This is a genomic window from Rhodoferax sp. OV413, assembly GCF_900104385.1.
Taxonomy (GTDB): Bacteria; Pseudomonadota; Gammaproteobacteria; order Burkholderiales; family Burkholderiaceae_C; genus Rhodoferax_B.
The window spans coordinates 264,214-281,195 of the sequence record NZ_FNJA01000005.1 but is presented as its reverse complement, the minus strand read 5'-3'; the positions used below and the strand labels follow the sequence as shown (position 1 = coordinate 281,195).

At 58.3% G+C, this 16,982-nt stretch carries 17 protein-coding genes; 14 read left to right on the top strand and 3 right to left on the bottom strand.

Going from position 1 to position 16,982, the window contains the following annotated elements; all coding sequences use genetic code 11:
• Positions 1–22: 22 nt before the first annotated feature.
• Positions 23–352 carry an iron donor protein CyaY gene (gene cyaY / locus BLT66_RS18100; protein WP_092759681.1) on the top strand — a complete coding sequence of 110 codons (330 nt, stop codon included), beginning with the start codon at positions 23–25 and terminating at the stop codon, positions 350–352.
• On the opposite strand, the gene BLT66_RS18095 is transcribed toward cyaY, so the two are convergent.
• The gene (locus BLT66_RS18095; protein ID WP_092759679.1) at positions 353–2,743 is read right to left on the bottom strand and encodes a penicillin-binding protein 1A; all 2,391 of its coding nucleotides are present in this window, start codon (positions 2,741–2,743) and stop codon (positions 353–355) included. It lies immediately after the preceding gene.
• A gap of 268 nt (positions 2,744–3,011) precedes the next feature.
• Here BLT66_RS18095 and BLT66_RS18090 point away from each other — a divergent pair, with 268 nt between their 5' ends.
• The 12 genes from BLT66_RS18090 to BLT66_RS18035 all read left to right on the top strand — a co-directional run bounded on the left by BLT66_RS18090 (position 3,012) and on the right by BLT66_RS18035 (position 14,640).
• A complete protein-coding gene (locus BLT66_RS18090; RefSeq protein WP_092759677.1) occupies positions 3,012–4,091 on the top strand; it encodes a pilus assembly protein PilM in 1,080 nt (359 codons plus the stop codon).
• Positions 4,088–4,702 carry a PilN domain-containing protein gene (locus BLT66_RS18085; protein ID WP_092759675.1) on the top strand — a complete coding sequence of 205 codons (615 nt, stop codon included), beginning with the start codon at positions 4,088–4,090 and terminating at the stop codon, positions 4,700–4,702. The genes BLT66_RS18090 and BLT66_RS18085 overlap by 4 nt, the downstream gene beginning before the upstream one ends.
• Positions 4,703–4,712: 10 nt before the next feature.
• Positions 4,713–5,372: a type IV pilus inner membrane component PilO gene (locus BLT66_RS18080; protein ID WP_092759927.1), complete on the top strand. Its 660-nt coding sequence runs from the start codon at positions 4,713–4,715 to the stop codon at positions 5,370–5,372.
• Positions 5,369–5,911: a pilus assembly protein PilP gene (locus BLT66_RS18075; RefSeq protein WP_092759673.1), complete on the top strand. Its 543-nt coding sequence runs from the start codon at positions 5,369–5,371 to the stop codon at positions 5,909–5,911. The genes BLT66_RS18080 and BLT66_RS18075 overlap by 4 nt, the downstream gene beginning before the upstream one ends.
• On the top strand, positions 5,908–8,049 hold the full coding sequence (gene pilQ / locus BLT66_RS18070) for a type IV pilus secretin PilQ (protein WP_092759671.1): 2,142 nt from the start codon (positions 5,908–5,910) through the stop codon (positions 8,047–8,049). The genes BLT66_RS18075 and pilQ overlap by 4 nt, the downstream gene beginning before the upstream one ends.
• 156 nt (positions 8,050–8,205) lie before the next feature.
• Positions 8,206–9,612 carry an Ig-like domain-containing protein gene (locus BLT66_RS26510; protein ID WP_176955089.1) on the top strand — a complete coding sequence of 469 codons (1,407 nt, stop codon included), beginning with the start codon at positions 8,206–8,208 and terminating at the stop codon, positions 9,610–9,612.
• A gap of 2 nt (positions 9,613–9,614) precedes the next feature.
• Entirely contained in the window at positions 9,615–10,154 is a 540-nt protein-coding gene (locus tag BLT66_RS27225) for a shikimate kinase (protein ID WP_092759667.1), read from the top strand.
• Positions 10,155–10,199: 45 nt separating this feature from the next.
• Positions 10,200–11,297 (top strand): 3-dehydroquinate synthase, encoded by a 1,098-nt coding sequence (aroB, locus tag BLT66_RS18055; protein WP_092759665.1) that lies wholly within the window; start codon positions 10,200–10,202, stop codon positions 11,295–11,297.
• Positions 11,298–11,377: 80 nt separating this feature from the next.
• Positions 11,378–12,532 (top strand): deoxyguanosinetriphosphate triphosphohydrolase, encoded by a 1,155-nt coding sequence (locus BLT66_RS18050; RefSeq protein WP_092759663.1) that lies wholly within the window; start codon positions 11,378–11,380, stop codon positions 12,530–12,532.
• Between the two features lie 21 nt (positions 12,533–12,553).
• Positions 12,554–13,204, top strand: a complete 651-nt coding sequence (locus tag BLT66_RS18045; protein ID WP_092759661.1) for a hypothetical protein — start codon at positions 12,554–12,556, stop codon at positions 13,202–13,204.
• A 4-nt stretch (positions 13,205–13,208) separates the two neighbouring features.
• Positions 13,209–13,781, top strand: coding sequence for a DUF1415 domain-containing protein (locus BLT66_RS18040; protein WP_092759659.1), 573 nt, complete (start codon positions 13,209–13,211; stop codon positions 13,779–13,781).
• Entirely contained in the window at positions 13,762–14,640 is an 879-nt protein-coding gene (locus BLT66_RS18035) for a class I SAM-dependent methyltransferase (RefSeq protein WP_092759657.1), read from the top strand. Before BLT66_RS18040 ends, BLT66_RS18035 begins: the two co-directional genes overlap by 20 nt.
• Before the next feature lie 16 nt (positions 14,641–14,656).
• Here the strand turns inward: BLT66_RS18035 and BLT66_RS18030 are convergent, their stop codons facing one another.
• The gene (locus BLT66_RS18030; protein WP_092759655.1) at positions 14,657–14,869 is read right to left on the bottom strand and encodes a DUF1059 domain-containing protein; all 213 of its coding nucleotides are present in this window, start codon (positions 14,867–14,869) and stop codon (positions 14,657–14,659) included.
• Between the two features lie 26 nt (positions 14,870–14,895).
• Positions 14,896–15,951, bottom strand: a complete 1,056-nt coding sequence (locus tag BLT66_RS18025) for a class I SAM-dependent methyltransferase (protein ID WP_092759653.1) — start codon at positions 15,949–15,951, stop codon at positions 14,896–14,898.
• 212 nt (positions 15,952–16,163) lie between these two features.
• Between BLT66_RS18025 and BLT66_RS18020 the strand changes: the two genes are divergently transcribed.
• A complete protein-coding gene (locus BLT66_RS18020) occupies positions 16,164–16,859 on the top strand; it encodes a transposase (RefSeq protein ID WP_092759925.1) in 696 nt (231 codons plus the stop codon).
• Positions 16,860–16,982 lie beyond the last annotated feature (123 nt).

The window sequence follows — 16,982 nt, the reverse complement described above, 5'->3', positions numbered from 1 at the left end:
AACTTCAACATAGCGAAATTGTATGACCGACCCTGAATTCATGGACCGCGCGGAAATTTTGCTCAAGGCAGTCGAGGCCAACTGCGACCGCATCAACGACAGCACCGATGCCGATATCGACAACCAGCGCACTGGCGGCATGGTGACGCTGACCTTCCCCAACCGCAGCCAGATCATCATCAATCTGCAAAAACCGCTGCAGGAAATCTGGATGGCCGCCAAATCCGGCGGTTACCACTACAAGTTTGATAGCGGCCAGTGGATGGATACCAAGGGCCAGGGCGAGTTTTTTGCCAGCTTGACGCGCGATGCCAGTGCGCAAGCCGGCGAGCCGCTGACTTTTACCGCCTGATCAGTTCTTGAACAGGTCCATGATGCGGTTCCGCTCCTCTGCCGCCGGCGGGGTGGGCGTGGCGCCCTCGGTGCCCGGCGTGGCCAGTTTGTCGTCCAGCCCTAGGCTGGTCACACCGGTGTTGCGCGCGTACTCGGTATAGAACCAGTCGCCTCCGCTATTGGTGACGCCTTCCGGTGCCACTTGCGCGACTACTGGCACACCGCTGAGCGCGGTTTCCATGAAGTTGATCCACACCGGCAGGCTCAGGCCACCGCCGGTTTCGCGCGCGCCCAGGTTGCGTGGCGTGTCGTAGCCGATCCAGGTGATGGCCGCCAGGGTGGGCTGGTAGCCGGCGAACCAGGCATCGATGGAGTCGTTGGTGGTGCCGGTTTTGCCGTACACATCGGGCCGCTTCAGGATGCGCTGGGCCGACGCTGCCGTGCCGCGCAAAGTAACTTCGCCCAGTAGGTTGGTCATCATGAAGGCGTTGCGGGCGCTGATGGTGCGCATCGATTCGTCCAGCACCGGCACCTTGGTTTCGACCAGCACCCGGCCCTTTTGGTCGGTGACTTTGGACACCAGCCAGGGGTTGACGCGGTAGCCACCATTGGCGAAGACCGAATAGGCCGAGGCCATCTGCATCGGCGTTACCGAGCCTGCGCCCAGAGCCATGGTGAGGTAGGCCGGATGCTTTTCGGCCTCGAAGCCGAAGTGGGTGATCCACTCCTGGGCTTTTTGCGGCCCGACTGCCTGCAGCAGGCGGATGGAGACCATGTTCTTGGATTTGGCCAGCGCGGTGCGCATGGTCATCGGGCCTTCGAATTTGCCGTCGTAGTTTTTCGGTTCCCAGGGTTGGCCGCCGGTGACCCCCGCATCAAAGAATAGGGGGGCGTCGTTGACGATGGTGGCCGGGGTGAAGCCATGCTCCAGCGCGGCAGAATAAATGAATGGCTTGAAGCTGGAGCCCGGCTGGCGCCAGGCTTGGGTCACGTGGTTGAACTTGTTCTTTTGGAAGTCGAAGCCGCCCACCAGGGCCTTGATGGCGCCGTCGCGCGGGTCTAGCGCCACAAAAGCGCCTTCCACCTCGGGCAGCTGGGTGATTTCCCAGGTGTTCTTGGGCGTCTTGGTGACGCGGATGATGGCGCCGCGCCGAATCTTGATGTTGGGCGGGGCCTTTTCTGCCAGACCCGATTGTGCTGGCTTCAGGCCGTCGCCAATGATCTCCACCGGGTCGCCATTGCCGCGAACGGCGGTGATCTTCTTCGGGTTGGCATCCAGCACCACGGCCGACATGACATCGCCGTTGTCGGGGTGGTCGACCAGGGCGTCGTCAATCGCGTCGTCGAGTTCAGCCGCTTCCTTGGGCAGGGTGACGAACTTCTCGGGGCCGCGGTAGATCTGGCGCCGTTCAAAGTCCATTAGCCCTTTGCGCAGGGCTTTGTAGGCAGCGTCCTGGTCGTCGGCCTTGAGGGTGGTGTAGACGTTCAAACCCCGGGTATAGGTTTCTTCGCCGTACTGGGCGAACATCAGTTGGCGTACGGTTTCGGTCACGTATTCGGCGTGAACGCGGCTATTGCTGGCGCCCGAACGCACTTTGAGTTCTTCCTTGCGCGCGGCGGTGGCCTGGTCTTCGGTGATGAAGCCGTTCTCTTCCATGCGGGTAATGATGTACAGCTGGCGTACCCGGGCACGCGTGGGGTTGGTGATCGGGTTATAGGCCGATGGCGCTTTGGGTAGGCCGGCCAGCATGGCGGCTTCGGCAATGCTGATGTTTTTCAGCGGCTTGCCAAAATAGGTTTCCGCGGCTGCCGCAAAACCATAGGCGCGGTTGCCCAGGAAAATCTGGTTCATATAGATTTCCAGAATCTGGTCTTTGCTCAGCGCGTGTTCCAGCTTAAAGGTCAGCAGGATTTCATAGATCTTGCGGGTATAGCTTTTTTCTGCCGACAGATAGACATTGCGCGCGACCTGCATGGTGATGGTAGATGCGCCCTGGCTCTTCATGCGGCCCAGGTTGGCCAGTGCGGCACGCACCATGCCTTTGTAGTCCACCCCACCGTGCTGGTAGAAGCGCGAGTCTTCGATCGCCAGCACCGCATCTTTCATGACCTGCGGGATTTGTTTGATGGGTGTGAGGCTGCGGCGTTCCTCGCCGAACTCGCCCAGCAGTATTCCTTCTGCCGAGAAAACCCGGAGTGGCAACTTGGGGCGGTAATCGGAGAGTTCGGAGATATCGGGCAGGTTCGGATACGCCACCGCCAGTGCCAGTCCGATGACGAGTGCCAGTGCGAGCGCTCCAGCCAGAGCCAAACCAGCACACCAGGTCAGCAAACGAAGTAACCAGGCGAGCGGGCCGGTGCGCGGCTTCTCGGCGGCTTTAGGGGCGGTGGAAGAAGGTTTTGAAGACATAGAAAACAGCGAACCCGTTGGCAAATAAGTGGGGGAAGGCAAATGCGTTGGCCCATTTTGCCTTTACGCTACGCGCTATCGGTGAACTCGGGCTCGCAGTGGCTCAACGGGTACGATAGTTCGCTATGTGATTGCTGCCGCGTGTACTTTTGGCAACGGTCTGTAGATTTACCGATGGAAATATGCTTTGCTGGGGGGTAGTCTTGCTGATAGCATGCCCAGGAATTGTTAAATTTTGTAGCATCTTGCTCAGCACCGGGAGAAAGATTTGGTCTCATTGGGATCGTTGTTCAGTCGTAAACCCCAGCCTTTGTTGGGTTTAGACATCAGCTCATCCAGTCTCAAGTTGGTAGAGCTCGACCATGACGCCATCGGAAACCTGGTGCTCAAACGCTGTGCTATTGAGCCTTTGGAGCGCGGGTGGATCACCGACGGAAACATTGAAAAGTTCGATGAAGTCGCGGAAGCTATGCGCCGTCTGGTTAAGAAGAGCGGTACCCGTACCAAGAATGTCGCCATGGCCTTGCCGCCTTCTGCGGTCATTACCAAGCGAATCATTTTGCCGGGTGGACTCTCGGATATGGAGTTGGAGGTGCAGGTCGAATCCGAAGCCAACCAGTACATCCCTTTTTCTTTGGACGAAGTGAGCCTGGATTTTTGCGTAGTCGGGCCCAGCGCCAGTTCGGCTGGCGATGTAGAAGTTCTGATTGCCGCTTCGCGCAAAGAAAAAGTACAAGACCGGCAAGGCTTGGCCGAAGCAGCAGGGTTGCATCCCGTGATTCTGGATATTGAGTCCTACTCGTCCCGTTTGGCGACCTCTCGCTTGATTGAGCGCATGCCCAACAAAGGCGTGGACACCATGGTTGCGTTGTTCGAGGTCGGTGCATTAGCTACCAGCATGCAGGTCATTTGCAATGACGAAGTGCTGTATGAGCGCGACCAGGCTTTTGGCGGCGCCCAACTGACCCAGCTGATCGTGCGGCAGTATGGTTTTTCTGCCGAAGAGGCTGAATCCAAAAAGCGCAGTGGCGAGTTGCCGGAAGACTATGGCTCCACGGTGCTTCAGCCGTTTGTGGAGAGCCTGGCCCAGGAGATCGGCCGGGCATTGCAGTTTTTCTTTACGAGTACCCCGCACAACAAGGTGGATCAGGTCATGCTGGCCGGCGGATCTGCCGCGCTGCCAGGTTTGACCGAAGCCGTGACCCAGCATTCGTCTTTTACCTGTAGCTTGGCCAATCCATTTGATGGCATGGAGATGGGCGATGACGTCCGTTTGAAAAAAATGATGCGTGAAGCGCCTTCGTATCTGACCTCGTGCGGATTGGCGATGCGGAGGTTTCTGCAGTGATTCTTATCAATCTATTGCCGCACCGAGAGGCGGCCCGAGCCCGGCGGCGAGAGACTTTCAATGTCATGCTTGCGGCCTCCGCTTTGCTTGGCGGGGTTTTGATTGGCGTTGGCTTTCTTTGGTACGAGGCGCAAATCTCCGGGCAGCAGGAACGCAACGCGTTCTTGAACAAAGAGATCGCTGTGCTGGATGGGCAAATTAAGGAAATTGCGAACATCGAGGCTGAAATCAAAGCTTTGACAGAGCGGCAGAAAGCCGTAGAAGACTTGCAAGCTGACCGCAATTTGCCGGTTCATTTGTTGAATGAACTGGTGAAACAGCTGCCAGATGGAACTTACATCACCAGCCTGAAGCAGGAAAATCAAAGCGTAACTATCCAGGGTGTGGCCCAGTCGAATGAGCGCGTATCTGAGTTGTTGCGAAATTTGGCGAACAACACGCCTTGGCTGTCGCGGCCCGATCTGGTTGAAATTGTGGCCAGTACCGTCAGCCTCAGTCCCCGAGACCAGCGGCGGGTGGCGAAGTTTAATTTGCGGGTACGTCTAATGCGTTCTAGCGAAGTGCAAAAAGCGGGTGAAGCTGCGGCAACTGCTGCAGTCGCCACTCCATAGCAAGAGTGTCATGGCAAAAAAACCTTCAATAGATATTGATTTCAAGGGCTTGCAGGACAGCCTCCAGAGGCAGTTCCGTGACTTGAATCCCAACGATCCATCGGTGTGGCCGGTGGTGCCTCGTTCTCTGCTGTTTTTTGTGGTCGTAGTCGCCGTGGTGGCGGGTCTTTGGTATGCGTGGTTAAGCAGTTACGAAGACGAACTGATTGTTGAGCAAACCAAGGAAGTTGAACTGCGTGAGGCCTATAAGACTCGCTTGGTCAAAGCAGTGAATCTGGATGCACTGAAGAAGCAGCGTGAGCAAGTGCAGCAATATGTCACGCAGCTTGAAAAGCAGTTGCCAAGCAAAGCCGAGATGGCCGCACTTTTGTCCGACGTAAATCAAGCAGGTTTGGGACGTAGCTTGCAGTTTGAGTTGTTTCGTCCAGGCCAAGTGGTGGTTAAAGATTACTACGCAGAGTTGCCCATCTCTGTGCGGGTAACTGGCCGTTACCATGATATTGGTGCGTTTGCTTCCGATGTCGCTAATTTGTCCCGGATCGTGACTTTGAATAATTTGTCTATTAATCCGGCTCAGGACGGAAATCTTTCCATGGAAGTCACAGCAAGAACCTTCCGCTATTTGGATGCAGATGAAATTGCCGCTCAGAAGCCGGGGGCTAAAAAATGAAATGGCTTCCTTTATGTGTATCTTGCATTTTGGGTTTTGCATTGGTTGGCTGTAGCGTTTCCGGTGAAGATGAGTTGCGTCAATGGATGAGTGAGCAACGCAGCCAGGTACACCCCAAAGTCATGCCCTTGGTTGAGCCTAAGAAGTTCTTGCCCCAAGCCTATACCCAAGAAGCCGCTGTGGATCCTTTCAGCTTGCAAAAACTAACGCAGGCGCTTAAGCGCGATTCGACACAGAGCGTTGCTAATACAGCATTAATTGCTCCTGAGCTGGCTCGGCGCAAAGAGGCTTTGGAGGCTTACCCGGTGGACTCCATGGCGATGGTTGGTAGCCTGCGCAAGGCAGGTCAGCCAGTAGCTCTGCTGCGTATTGACAATCTGCTCTACCAAGTGCGGGTGGGAAATTACCTTGGCTTGAACTACGGTCGAGTCACCAAGATTGACGAATCTGAGTTGACCCTGCGTGAAATTGTCCAAGATTCGACGGGAGACTGGGTTGAACGGTCCGCTAGTTTGGTGCTACAAGAGGGAGCGAAATGAATAAGCAGAATCAAATGGGGTGGCACATGCTAGACCGATTAGCCGGAGCTTTGGTACTGGTCTTGGCATCCGTAGCCGCGCAGGCGCAAACTGCGATTGAATCCGTGACGGGCTCAATCCAAAGCGGCTCCGAAGTAATTCGTATCGATCTGAGTGATGCATTGGCAGCATTGCCATCGGGGGTCTCTATCCAATCCCCGGCACGGATTGCATTGGATTTTCCGGGTGTATCCAGCAATGTGGGGCGTTCGGCTATCGAAGTGAATCAAGGTAATCTGCGTTCAGTCAATGTCGTGCAGGTGGGCGACCGTTCGCGCGTGGTTTTGAATTTGAAACAAGCCACTTCTTACAAGGCGGAGCTCAAAGGCAAATCGATTTTGGTGGTGCTGGACGCGGTAGCTGTTGCAGCGCCAGCAGTAGGTGCTGCGCCGACTTTTGCCGATGCGGGCAGCCGTGATAAAGCGCCTCTCAAAGACATAGATTTCCGCCGTGGTGACGACAATGTTGGGCGAATCATTGTGTCCCTCAAGAATAGCCAGGTCGGCGTGGATGTTCGCCAACAAGGTCAGAATCTAGTTGTTGAGTTCTTGAATTCCACCTTGCCAGAAGGCTTGCGTCGTCGCCTGGACGTTGCTGATTTCGGCACCCCTGTGCAAACGGTAACCACCACGCAGTTGGGTGACAGAGTGCGTATGGTGGTTGAACCCAAAGGTGCATGGGACCACAGTGCCTACCAAAGTGACGGGCAGTTCGTCGTTGAGGTGCGTCAGCAGAAAGTGGATGCGACCAAGCTGGTTCAAGGGCCAGGCTATTCTGGTGAGAAGCTGTCTCTAAACTTCCAAAACATTGAAGTGCGTGCCCTGTTGCAAGTGATCGCTGATTTCACGAACTTCAACGTGGTGACTTCGGACTCGGTAACGGGTTCCGTTACCTTGCGTTTGAAGGATGTGCCTTGGGACCAGGCACTGCAAATCATCATGGATGCCAAGGGCCTGGGTATGCGCAAGTCCGGTTCGGTGTTGTGGATTGCACCCAAAGACGAGATTGACGCGCGTACTCGGAAAGATCTTGAGTCAGCTGCATCTATGCAGGCCTTGGAGCCGCTGCAGACTCAATCTTTTCAGTTGAATTACGCCAAGGCATCGGATATCGTTACCCAACTGGGAGGCTCAGCGATAGGTACTGCGAACAGCGGACCCCGTTTCCTCAGTTCGCGGGGTACAGCGATTTCCGAACCGCGCACCAATCAGATTTTTGTGAATGACATCCCCAGTCGTCTTGCGGCAGTGCAGGATCTCATCAAGAAGCTTGACATTGCGGTTCGCCAAGTACTGATCGAAGCGCGCATCGTGGAGGCGTCGGACACTTTTGGTAAATCTTTGGGGGTCAAGCTGGGGTCCACTGCCGGTAGTTCGACGACAGCAGGTGTTGCTGCAGGCAGTGTTGGTTTGACGGGTAATACACGTTTTACGGTAGGCACCAGCTACAGCAATGTCACTGCCAGCAACGGCTCGAGTGGTTCTGCGGTGGATACGAGCAGTAACTTCGTCAACATGCCGGCAGTCGGGCAAGGTGGCTATGACGCGGCATCTTTTGCCCTGTCGATATTCAGCAGTGCGGCAAACCGGTTCTTGAACCTCGAAATATCGGCTCTGGAAAACGACGGAAAAGGCAAGTTGGTATCTAGCCCACGAATTGTCACGGCGGATCAGACCAAGGCTTTGATCGAGCAGGGTACAGAGTTTCCTTACCAACAAGCAACTTCTAGCGGAGCTACTTCAGTTGCTTTCCGTAAAGCGAATTTGAAGCTGGAAGTTACGCCTCAAATCACGCCTGAGGGTAATATCATCCTGGATCTGGATATCAATAAAGATAGTCGTGGTGAAACTACTTCGGCTGGTATCGCCATCGATACCAAACACATAAAAACCCAGGTTTTAGTAGAAAACGGCGGTACAGTGGTAATTGGTGGGATCTTCACTTTAGATGAGACCGATAGCATAACTAAGGTGCCGGTGTTGGGTGATATTCCTTATCTAGGTAATTTGTTTAAGTCCAAATCGCAAGCCAGTACCAAAAAGGAAATGTTGGTTTTTATTACGCCGAAAATGATTGTTGAACGTTCTGCTGCGCGTTAATTGGTGCTAAGTCTGAAATCAGGGAAGATATCTATGCGTTATTTGAAGCTGTGGGTTATGTTGTGGTTTTTTGCCTTATTGGCTGCATGCGGAGGGGGGGGGAATCCTAGCGGCACGTCTTCCAGTGGAGGCGGGAGCGGTTCAACTGCATCGCAAATGACATTGGCTGTGCTGAATGGCTCAGGAGTTAGTTCGACAAATATTTCCACTGCTGAGATTGCTACAGCGAAAGTAACGCTGCTGAATTCAAGTGGTGCGCCTATACAAGGCGTAATTGTGAATTTTACAGGCGGAGGGCTGCTTACTTTGGCGCCAACTTCTGCGACCGCTTTGACCGACGCAAACGGGCAAGCGTCAGTAGAGATTCGAGCCTCCTCATCAACATCCACCGGTGCAACATTGGTGAGTGCTTCCGCAGCTGTAATCGTTTCAAGTACATCGACAACGGTAACTGCTCAAAAGGCAATATCCATCTCAAGCGCACCTTCAAGTGGAGCTTCCGATCCGCAACTGTTGGCAAACGCTTTGAATTTTCTGGATACCAATCCCTCGGATAAATCCATCGTTTTAAAGGGCTCTGGTGGCAATGGACGGTCTGAGTCTGCTACTTTACGCTTCCGTGTAGTGGATACCAATAATGCTCCTGTAAAAGGCACGATTGTTGATTTTTCGGTTAATCCAAGTTCGGTTGTGACTTTGAATATTGCATCGGCAACGAGTGACACGGACGGAGTTGTGGTTGCTACTGTTTCATCTGGCACTGTTGCAACCTCTGTAGTTGTCACCGCAACAGTTCGTGGTCGGTCTATTGCGTCGCAATCAGATCAATTGCTGGTTACTACCGGTTCGGCAATTGCTGCAGGCTTTGACTTGTCTGCATCTAAATTTAATTTGAACGCTAGTTTGTCGGGTGATTCCTCTACCATAACGGTACGTATCAGAGATGCTAATGGCAACCCTGTTGCTGATGGAGTTCCTGTGGTGTTTACAACAGATTTCGGTGGAGTCGGCTCATCGGCACAGGGTGGTTGCTTGACGAGTAATGGATTGTGCACAGTAACTTACACAGTGCAGGATCCCCGTCCTGCTGATGGGCAACTTGTGACGGTGGTTTCGTCTACGCAGGTGGGATCGACGGGGGTTATCAGCAAGTCAATTAATCTTTCTGCCGTATCTCCGGGGGCTCTTGGTATATATAGCGCGAAGGTTTCTGGTACCAAAGTGACTGCATTGAATTTGGGCACTGTATGTAGCGCAGTCTTCTCCTATTACGTTGGAACTCCTCTTAATTTTGCGGCGGCAGCAGGGACAACTGTTGGCATGACAGGACAGGTTGCTGGATTAAGTGGCTCCGTCAGCATTGGCTCGCCAATTCTGGATGCTTTAACTTTTGGGGAGCGTACTGCTATTTCATTCACGGTGACTGCTCCTTCTACTGCCGGTGCTGTGCCTGCTTGCGTTGCTGGGGGCAGTAGTAGCCAGACGGTGAATTTGTTAGTCACGTTTACTTCTCCTGGCACGACACCGGTGCAGCAAACGATGCCAGTGACGTATCCTTTTTAGCGATGGAAGGTCGATTCGGCCTGATATCTCTCGTAGGTCTCCCAGGCTCCGGTAAATCTACTGTAGGTCGCCAGCTCGCCCGGCGCCTACAAGTGCCCTTCATCGACTCAGACCACGTGATCGAGCAGCGCATAGGCTGCTCGATCCGCGAGTTCTTTGAGCGCGAGGGGGAGGCGCGTTTCCGTGATGTGGAGGAAGAGGTCATAGACACCCTGACGCAGAATGGTCCAGGCGTACTGGCCACTGGCGGAGGAACCGTTTTACGGCCTACCAACCGCCAGGCGCTGCGTTCGCGGGGCCAGGTGGTGTATTTGCGCTCGACACCCGAGGAGGTGTTCCGCCGTCTCCGCCACGACGTCAATCGCCCACTGCTGCAGGTGGCCGACCCTTTGACCCGGTTGCGCGATCTGTTCGCTATCCGCGATCCCCTGTACCGTGAAACCGCGCACTTTGTGATCGAGACCGGGCGACCCTCGGTGTCGTCGCTGGTCAATATGATCATGATGCAGCTGGAGTTGGGTGGCACGGCACCGGCATCTTGACGGGCGAGGGCTTTAAACTTGGTGGCTATGCATTCCACTCCGACCATGGCCACCCAGACTGTCCACATTAGCTTAGGCGAGCGCAGCTATCCGATTGCCATTGGCACGCAGCTGTTAGACAACCCGGCCACCTGGGCCGATCTGCCGCGCGCGGCGGCCGCGCTGATCGTCACCAACACCACCGTCGGCCCGCTGTATGCGCAGCGCCTGCAGACTGCGCTGCAAAGCCGTTACGCCGCCATCCACACCGTGGTGCTGCCGGATGGCGAGGCCTATAAGACCTGGGAAACCCTGAACCTGATCTTTGATGCCCTGCTCGGGCATGGCTGCGACCGCAAAACCGTGCTGTTCGCCCTGGGCGGCGGCGTGGTGGGCGACATGACGGGCTTTGCCGCCGCCAGCTATATGCGCGGCGTGCCGTTTGTGCAAGTGCCGACCACCTTGCTGGCCCAGGTGGACTCGTCGGTGGGCGGCAAAACCGCCATCAACCACCCGCTGGGCAAGAACATGGTGGGCGCGTTTTACCAGCCCTGCAAAGTGGTGTGTGATCTGGACACTCTGGCTACATTGCCCCCGCGCGAGCTCAGCGCCGGCCTGGCCGAGGTCATCAAGTACGGCCCGATTGCCGACATGTCTTTGCTAGACTGGCTGGAGGTGAAAATGGATGCGCTGCGCGCCGGCGATCCGTTGGCGCTGGCCCATGCGGTCAAGCGCAGCTGCGAAATCAAGGCCCATGTGGTCGGTCAAGACGAGCGTGAAGCCGGTTTGCGGGCGATTCTGAATTTTGGCCACACCTTCGGCCACGCGATCGAAGCCGGCATGGGCTATGGCGCCTGGTTGCACGGCGAAGGCGTGGGCAGCGGCATGGTGATGGCCGCGCATTTGTCGCAGCGTCTGGGCCTGATCGACATGGCCTTGGTCGAGCGCCTGACCCGCCTGATTGCGCGTGCCGGCCTGCCGACCCGCGGCGCGGTGCTGGATGCAACCGACAACGCCGGCCGCTATCTGCAGCTGATGCGGGTAGACAAGAAGGCCGAGGCCGGCGAGATCAAGTTTGTGCTGATCGACCCACCCGGCAGCGCCGCGGTGCGGGGCGCACCGGACGCCCTGGTGCGCTCGGTGGTGGATGCCTGCTGCCTGTAAGCGTTTGAGATGCATGCTATTTTTAACATAGCTGCTAGCGCAATACCCATAAGCGCTAGAGGCACTTTTTACCTATAAACATGCCTTTGGCCGACTACGCCTGCAACCCGGCCCAGAGCCGGGGCCGCCGCTTCCCCGAGGTGGCTGCGCCCACCCGCACCGAATACCAACGCGACCGGGACCGCATCGTGCATTCCACCGCGTTTCGGCGCCTGGTTTACAAGACCCAGGTGTTTCTGAACCACGAGGGCGACCTGTTCCGCACCCGTCTCACCCATTCGCTGGAGGTGGCCCAACTGGGCCGCTCGATTGCACGGGCACTGGAGCTGAATGAAGACCTGGTCGAGGCCATCGCCCTGGCCCACGACCTGGGCCACACGCCGTTTGGCCATGCCGGGCAGGACGCGCTGAATGCCTGTATGGCCGACCACGGCGGCTTCGAGCACAACCTGCAAAGCCTGCGCGTGGTCGATGCGCTGGAAGAGCGCTACCCGCTGTTCGACGGCCTGAACCTCAGCTTCGAGACCCGCGAAGGCATCCTCAAACATTGCTCGCGCGCCAACGCCGAAAAGCTCGAAGCCGTTGGCCCGCCGCACCTGGACGGCCGCGGCGATGTGGGCCGGCGCTTTCTCGCGCACACCCAGCCCAGCCTGGAGGCCCAGCTGTGCAACCTGGCCGACGAGATCGCCTACAACGCGCACGACATCGACGATGGCGTGCGCTCGGGCTTGATTAGCCTGGAGCAGCTGCAGGACGTGCCGCTGGTCGCGCATTTCTACCAGCAAACCCTGGCCGAACACCCCCAGCTCACCGGCCGCCGGGTGCTTTACGAGTCCATCCGCCGCATGCTCAGCGCCCAGGTGTACGACGTGATTGCCGCCACGCAGGCCGCGCTGCAAACCGCCCAGCCGGCGAGTGCCGACGCCGCCCGGCAGTGCGCGCCCCTGCTGTGCTTCAGCCCGGCGATGCGTGTGCAGTCGCAGGAGCTGAAGCGCTTTTTGATGAAAAACCTGTACCGCCATGCCCAGGTGATGGACATGACCGGGCTGGCCAAGACCGTGGTGCACGAGCTGTTCGACGCCTACTTGGCCGCCCCGCAGGAAATGGCCCCCGGCTTTGCCGCCCGCGCCGCTGCGGGTGCGCCGCGGGCCGTGGCCGACTATCTGGCCGGCATGACCGACCGCTTTGCGGCGCGCGAGCACCAGCGTTTGACCGGCCAAAAATTACTGGGCTGAAGACCCCGACCAGGAGACGCCTTGAGCTTCCTCAACCAACTCAAAAACCAAGCCCATGCGCTGCGCAACCAGCAGAACGCCGTACAGCACAGCCTGGAAGCCCGTGCGGCCCAGACCGAGGCCGCCTGCCAGACGGTGGCCGCCTATCTGGCCGACCTGGCCCAGCAGCTGAACGTGATCGCGCCACCGGCCCCCGCGCTGTCGCTGGACGGCAAAACCCCGTGGCCGGCGATGAAGCTGGTCGACTTTCGCTGCGACCAGCGCAAGAAGCGCGCACGTGGTGTGGACCTAGTGGACTACATCGGCATGGGCTGGCGCATCACGCCGCAGGACGGCCCACCGGTCAAGGGCGCGGTCAGCGTGAACTTTCCGCCCGATCTGGAGCGGGTCGAGTCGCGTTTGGCCCTGGGCCACCTGCAGCACGAGCGCCAGGAGCAGCGCCATCCAGACACCAACAAGCTGCTGTCCATTCGCTTCGAGTACCTGACAGCGCTGATGGGCAGCGTGCGCATCACCCCCGACCACGAACAGGCCAGCCTGGCGTTTCGCATCAGCAATGCCACCGGCTTCGAGGTGCTGACCACGCAATGGGCCGCCAGCGATACCACGCCCGCTATGCTGGACGAGCTGGCCCGCCTGGTAGTGGGCCAGCCGAACCGTTTCATCCGCTGAAGCCATGACCGCTGCCGACACCACCGTACTGAACGACATGCGCCGCTGGCTGGAGCGCGCGGTGATCGGCCTGAACCTGTGCCCGTTCGCCAAGGCCGTGCACACCAAGGGCCAGATCCACTACGCGGTCAGCCAGGCGACCGACACCGAGGCACTGCGCCAGGACCTGGTTTATGAGCTAAAAGAGCTGCTGGCGCAGGACCCATCTGCGCGAGACACTACGCTTTTGATAGCGCCGCAGGTGCTGGCCGATTTTCTGGACTACAACGATTTTCTGGACGTTGCCGATCGGCTGCTGCGCAAGATGAAGCTGGATGGCGTGGTGCAGATCGCCAGCTTCCACCCGCAGTTCCAGTTCGGCGGTACGGATGCGGACGACATCACCAACTACACGAATCGCGCGCCGTATCCTTGCCTGCACCTGCTGCGCGAGGCCAGCATTGATCGCGCGGTGGCGGCCTTCCCCGAGGCCGAAGCCATCTTCGAACGCAACATGCAAACCCTGGAGACTCTGGGGCAGGGCGGCTGGGATGCGCTTGGCGTGGGAAAATCGGGTGATGAAGACCCCCAAAAGTAAGCCTCTCGCCACGCCCGCGCTGCCTCCTGAAATCGACCCCGCCCAGTCCGTCGAGCTGCTCAAAGAGCTGCACATCCTGACCCGCGACGGCAAGCTGAACCAGGACTCGCGGCGCAAGCTCAAGCAGGTCTACCACCTGTTCCAGTTCATAGCAAAGCTGCTCGGCGAGCTGCCGGCCAGCGCCCAGGGGCTGACCCTGGCCGACCACGGGGCGGGCAAGTCCTACCTGGGCTTCATCGTCTACGACCTGTTTTTCAAGGCCTTGGGCGCCGGCCATATCTATGGCATCGAAACCCGGCCCGAGCTGGTCGCCAAGTCGCAGGAACTGGCGGCGCGGCTCGGCTTTGAGCGCATGTCGTTCCTGAATCTCAGCGTGGCCGAGTCCACCCAGTCGGACCTGCTGCCCGCGCGCATCGACGTGGTCACCGCGCTACATGCCTGCGATACCGCCACCGACGATGCGATTGCCTTTGGCCTGCAAAAGAACGCCCGGGCCATGGTGCTGGTGCCTTGCTGCCAGGCCGAGGTGGCCGCCTGCCTGCGCCAGAACAAGGCGTTGAACGGCACCAAGACGCCGCTGGCCGAACTCTGGCGGCACCCGTTGCACACCCGTGAAATCGGCAGCCAGCTCACCAATGTGTTGCGCTGCCTGTACCTCGAAGCCTGGGGCTACCAGGTGACGGTGACCGAACTGGTAGGCTGGGAGCACAGCATGAAGAACGAGCTCATCATCGCCAAATATACCGGCCATAAAAAGCGCGCCGCAGCCGAGCGCCTGGCCAGCCTGCTGGCCGAGTTCGGCCTGGGCAGCCTGCTGGCCACCCGGTTCCAGTTGCCGCAGGACAGCGTCGCCGCCTGAGCCCGCGGCGGCGACTTCACATCTTGATCGGCGGCGTCAGCGGGGGCGTGCCGGTCTTGAACAGCGAGGTGATCTGCTGGCGCAGCTCGGCCGTGTCCTGGTGGCCGTGCACCGCCACGGCGTGCTGTACAGCCACCTCCAGCAGTTCCTTCTCGTCGTCGGCGCACATGGCCACCGTGCAATGGGTTTCGCTCGGGTATTCGCGGCAGTCTATGTATTTGCGGGTCATGGTGTTCTCCTTCTCTGGGGCCAGAGCTATGGGCGCGCCTCAAAGACCAGGTTGAACGGGGTCTGTGCAGCACGGCGGAAGTGGCTGAAGCCGCTGCCGGTGACGATGTCGCGTATGCGCGCTTCGCCGGCTTGGGCGCCCAGGCAGGTACCTACCTCCTGCGACCGCGAGGCCGGCGTGCAGATGAAGGTGGATGCCGAATAGAACACCCGGCCCACGGGGTTCAGGTTGTCTTCCAGCCGGTCGCCGGCAAACGGTTCAACGATCATCCACGCGCCATCGGGGGCTAGCGTGCTGCGCACATGGGCGCTGGCGCCGGCCGGGTCGCCCATGTCGTGCAGGCAGTCGAACATCGTAACCAGTGCATAGTCGCGGCCGCGGAAATCCTTGGCCTGGGCGACTTCGAAGCGTGTGCGGTCGGCCACGCCGGCCTTCTTGGCTGTCTCGCGCGCAATCTCGATCGACGGGCCGTGGTAGTCGAAGCCGATGAAGCTCGACTGTGGATAGGCCTGCGCCATAAGGATGGTGGAGGAGCCATGGCCGCAGCCTACATCGGCCACGCTGGCACCGCGCTTCAGCTGGGCCTCCATGCCTTCCAGCGCGGGTATCCAGCTCTGCACCAGATTCGCCGCATAGCCGGGGCGGAAGAAACGCTCGGTACCGTGGAATAGCGAGGGGTCGTGCTCATGCCAGCCCAGGCCAAGGCCGGTGCGCAAGGCGCTGGCCATCTTGGGAATCGCCTTGAACTGTGCGACGGCGATCTGAAATGCGCCGGGAATGAAGGCCGGGCTGCCTTCTTCGGCCAAGGCCATGGCTTGCTCTTCGCTCAGGCTGAACAGCTGGGTCGCTGGGTCGTAGTCGACATAACCGCTGGCCGCCTGGGCGCTCAGCCATTCCAGCAGATAGCGCTTGTCGGTTTCGGTGCGCTTGGCGAGTGCCGCGACGTCCGTAGGCCCTTTGGCGAGGGCCTTGTACAGGCCGAGTTGGTCGCCGACGACGATGGTGGCGGCGTGCATCACAGCCCCAATGTCGTTCACAAAATTGCCCATAAAGGCATTCAGCTTCGCTTCGTTGATGGCCATGGCGGTGCTCCTGTAGAGACTTGTTTTTGCGCTTAACCATGAAACTATAGGAAGCGCTCGGCGGCTTTCAACTGCTGGATGGCCCTGGGAGTTACACACTGCCGGGCGCCGTGACTGGACTGTTACCGCAGCAACAATGGCTTACCAACGGGACCCGAAAAAATAGGGGTCAGATTCCAATTATCATGCGGCCAAACTACCCACTGACCGCCATGGCCCGGCTTCCCCGACTCACGCTTCCCGGTGTTCCGCACCACGTCATCCAGCGCGGCAACAACCGCCAGCCCATCTTTGCCTGCGCGGCCGACCATACGTTGCTGCTCGGCCTGCTGGCCGACAACGCCAAGAAGTTCGATGTGCTGGTCCACGCCTATGTGCTCATGGACAACCACTTCCACCTGCTGGTGACGCCGCAGACGCAGGACGGCCTGCCGCAGATGATGCAGGCCGTGGGCCGCAGCTATGTGCGTTACTTCAACGACAACCAGGGCCGCAGCGGCACGCTATGGGAAGGGCGTTACAAATCCACCCTGGTGCAAACCGAACGCTATCTGCTGGCCTGCATGGCCTATATCGACCTGAACCCGGTGCGCGCCGGCCTGGTGGTCGATCCGCGCGACTACCCCTGGTCCAGCTACGGCCATTACACCGGTGTGCGCAACGACAAGCTGCTGACCCCGCACCCGCTGTGGTGGGCGCTGGGCAACACGCCGTTTGCGCGCGAAGTGGCTTATGCCGATTTGGTGCATACAGGCATCACGCTGGAGCAGCAGCAGCGTCTCACCCAGTCGGTGCTGCGCGGCTGGGCTTTGGGCGATGCGGATTTTGTGGCGGATTTACAAAAGCGTACTGAGCGCCGGGTCAGCAAAGCGGTGGCGGGCCGGCCAGTTTCGACTCCAAAACCTTAATAAAAATGGCCATTGGTGCATATAAATACTGCGCAAGCTGCTACATTTTTTAATGTGTCCCTATTTAATTTCTTATTGATTTAGTCAACAAATAATTGGAATCTGACCCCAATTGTTCTGCTT

What these genes read in the sequence shown, in the direction of transcription:
- cyaY (WP_092759681.1), top strand. Translation starts at nt 23, where the DNA reads ATGACCGACCCTGAATTCATGGACCGCGCGGAAATTTTGCTCAAGGCA.
- BLT66_RS18095 (WP_092759679.1), bottom strand. Translation starts at nt 2,743, where the DNA reads ATGTCTTCAAAACCTTCTTCCACCGCCCCTAAAGCCGCCGAGAAGCCG.
- BLT66_RS18080 (WP_092759927.1), top strand. Translation starts at nt 4,713, where the DNA reads ATGGCAAAAAAACCTTCAATAGATATTGATTTCAAGGGCTTGCAGGAC.
- BLT66_RS18075 (WP_092759673.1), top strand. Translation starts at nt 5,369, where the DNA reads ATGAAATGGCTTCCTTTATGTGTATCTTGCATTTTGGGTTTTGCATTG.
- pilQ (WP_092759671.1), top strand. Translation starts at nt 5,908, where the DNA reads ATGAATAAGCAGAATCAAATGGGGTGGCACATGCTAGACCGATTAGCC.
- BLT66_RS26510 (WP_176955089.1), top strand. Translation starts at nt 8,206, where the DNA reads ATGACATTGGCTGTGCTGAATGGCTCAGGAGTTAGTTCGACAAATATT.
- BLT66_RS27225 (WP_092759667.1), top strand. Translation starts at nt 9,615, where the DNA reads ATGGAAGGTCGATTCGGCCTGATATCTCTCGTAGGTCTCCCAGGCTCC.
- aroB (WP_092759665.1), top strand. Translation starts at nt 10,200, where the DNA reads ATGGCCACCCAGACTGTCCACATTAGCTTAGGCGAGCGCAGCTATCCG.
- BLT66_RS18050 (WP_092759663.1), top strand. Translation starts at nt 11,378, where the DNA reads ATGCCTTTGGCCGACTACGCCTGCAACCCGGCCCAGAGCCGGGGCCGC.
- BLT66_RS18040 (WP_092759659.1), top strand. Translation starts at nt 13,209, where the DNA reads ATGACCGCTGCCGACACCACCGTACTGAACGACATGCGCCGCTGGCTG.
- BLT66_RS18035 (WP_092759657.1), top strand. Translation starts at nt 13,762, where the DNA reads ATGAAGACCCCCAAAAGTAAGCCTCTCGCCACGCCCGCGCTGCCTCCT.
- BLT66_RS18030 (WP_092759655.1), bottom strand. Translation starts at nt 14,869, where the DNA reads ATGACCCGCAAATACATAGACTGCCGCGAATACCCGAGCGAAACCCAT.
- BLT66_RS18025 (WP_092759653.1), bottom strand. Translation starts at nt 15,951, where the DNA reads ATGGCCATCAACGAAGCGAAGCTGAATGCCTTTATGGGCAATTTTGTG.
- BLT66_RS18020 (WP_092759925.1), top strand. Translation starts at nt 16,164, where the DNA reads ATGGCCCGGCTTCCCCGACTCACGCTTCCCGGTGTTCCGCACCACGTC.